Source organism: uncultured Polaribacter sp., assembly GCF_947495205.1.
Classification (GTDB): Bacteria; Bacteroidota; Bacteroidia; order Flavobacteriales; family Flavobacteriaceae; genus Polaribacter.
Genome location: NZ_CANLXV010000028.1, coordinates 1 through 2383, shown reverse-complemented (window position 1 = coordinate 2383; position 2383 = coordinate 1). Strand labels below are relative to the sequence as shown.

Annotated in this window: 2 protein-coding genes; both read right to left on the bottom strand. The window is 26.5% G+C overall.

Annotated elements, in window-relative coordinates; genetic code table 11:
* Positions 1–203: 203 nt before the first annotated feature.
* Entirely contained in the window at positions 204–749 is a 546-nt protein-coding gene (locus Q0762_RS13850) for a YgcG family protein (protein WP_298767721.1), read from the bottom strand.
* A gap of 704 nt (positions 750–1453) precedes the next feature.
* Complete coding sequence (locus tag Q0762_RS13845) at positions 1454–2275, bottom strand: hypothetical protein (RefSeq protein WP_298767719.1); 822 nt, start codon at positions 2273–2275, stop codon at positions 1454–1456.
* Between the last annotated feature and the right edge of the window lie 108 nt (positions 2276–2383).

Sequence of the window (2383 nt, the reverse complement as noted above, 5' to 3'; positions counted from 1 at the left end):
CAGGGTTCTTTTTGTGTTTTCATAAGTGACTACAATTAAGTGTTTAATTTTTAGTCAACCTATTTCAGGAAAGTACAGTATAAAGTTTTGTTGCGTTGATTTAGCGTAAAGTTAATAAAATTTACTGAATTAAAAGTGTGCGAGAATTTTCCAAAATAAGCCAAAAACAGCAATAAAATTTATACGGTGTTGTAAACAGTACTTTATTTCCATTTTGTAATTAATTTATTCAAACCTTTCTCAATACCATTGTAAAAATCTCCATTTTTAAATTCAGGAATAATATTTTGGTCAATTATTTTCTTACAAATCTCATCAGTCAGAATTTTTTCAGTTCCAGTTCCAGTTGAAATTCTAATTTTTTTCAAGTTTTTACTAAAAATAATAGAAAGTCCATTATTTTTCTCTTTCAAACCAATTCCGTTATAATTTGATAAATCAAGAGCAAATTTGTCAAAGTCTTTATATTTTCCAATAGATTTTATTGAAACGATTACTATTTGATTTGTTGTGTTTTTCTCAAATTCACGAATTTTTAAAGTCAATTTTTCCAATTGTTTCATAGTAAAGACAAATTCATAATCATTAATTTGTCTTTTTAGTTTTGGTAAATCACTTTTTCCTAAATCATAATCTGAAAATTCAACTTTTGGTGCATTTTTATTCGGTTCCTTTTTCTCAACTTGTTTTGTTTTACAACTACAAATAGTAAAAAAAACGATAAATATTATTCTTATTCCGATTTTCATTTTGTATTGTTTACAACGTTGTTGTATAAACTTTTGTTGCGTTGATTAAGCGTAAAGTTAATAAATTTTACTGAATTAAAAGTGTGCGAGAATTTTCCAAAATAAACCATAAATAGCAATAAAATTTATACGGTGTTGCCAAATGTAGCGTTTTTCACAATTATGTTTATTTTTCTTTTTCTTATGTTTTTTTATTTTTCACGTGTCAGTAAAAATTCCGCAATTTTGGAATACTTTTTCTGTTTTAATTTACTAAAATTCAAAATCTTATAATTTTCTCAAACAAGCCAAATTACGTAATTTTTAAATTCCATTTCTCTGTTTTAAATTCTAAAATATTCAACATTTCCTGATTTTCTAGACAATCTCAATTCCGCAAACTTTCTAATTTAACATTTGAGTAAATATTCCGCAATTTTGATTTCAGCGTTTGAGTATTTTTTTACTTTTATTAAATTCCACAATTTTTAAAAAATTGCTATAAGTAAGAGAGTGTTCCATAATTTTAAAATTTCGTTTTTTTCTCTTTATTCCTTTTTTCCGTCTGAGTGAGCGAGCTATATTTGGCAACGTTGTTGTATATGGTTTGTTGCGTGTTTTAAGCACCTAATTTAGCAAATAAAAACCGAATAGAAAATCCGCGAGGATTTTCGTAAGTAGGCTAGAACTAGCAATAAATTATATACGGTGTTAGGGTACGTTTTTTATTCTCTATATTTTATTTTTCTCGTTTTAACCATTTTTGTTTTTTTCTTTTTCAGCTTTCCGCTTTCAGTTTGAATATGGCTATATCTTTTTTTTGAAATCCAATTTCCTTTTTTGTCATACTTATATTCAATTGTATAACAAACATTATCATTGTCATTCCAATTTCTTTTGTAAAATATTAAATCTCCTTGTTCATTATATTTATTTGAAGTCTTTTGTTTTTCCTCTCCTGAATGACTTATAGCTCTATTATTAGAATTAATCAGCTCGTTTTTATTGTTATATTGATTAACGACGACGATGTTATTTTCTAAATCGTAATTTGCAGTTTCATAACCTATTAAATTTCCACTTCCATTAAAGTTCTCAAGTCTTATTAAGTTTTTTTCTTTGTCCAAGAAGTATTGAGCGATATTCGAAATCTGTTTTTGGGAATTATAATCTATCTGCACAAAATTGCCAATTGAATCATATTTATATTCAGTGTGTTTTGTTTGATATCCAATTATGTTTATCCATCTTTTGTTGTCAAGTCTAACTCTCCTTTGCAAACTATCATACTTATACATATTTAGCCAAATCAATTTATTTTTATCATCAAACCTTTTTAGGCTTGTTAATTGCATTGATTCATTGAAGTCCTTATGCTCAATTTCCGTTTTAATTCCGTCCGAATTATAAAAACTCGTTTTTTCAATAATTTGAGCAAAATTTGCGTTTTTTTCGTATTTGGTAGCATTGCTATTATAACTTGCTATTGACTGAGAAAAGGTCGATTGCGATAGAAGGAAAGTAGCTATTAATATTGTTAATCTCATTGATGTTTTCTTGGTTTTTGTAAATGTACCCTAACGTTGTTGTATAAAGTTTTGTTGCGTTGATTAAGCGTAAAGATAATAAATATTTACCAAATTAAAAGTGTGCGA

Coding starts and splice junctions, on each gene's coding strand:
- Q0762_RS13850 (WP_298767721.1), bottom strand. CDS start 749: ATGAAAATCGGAATAAGAATAATATTTATCGTTTTTTTTACTATTTGT.
- Q0762_RS13845 (WP_298767719.1), bottom strand. CDS start 2,275: ATGAGATTAACAATATTAATAGCTACTTTCCTTCTATCGCAATCGACC.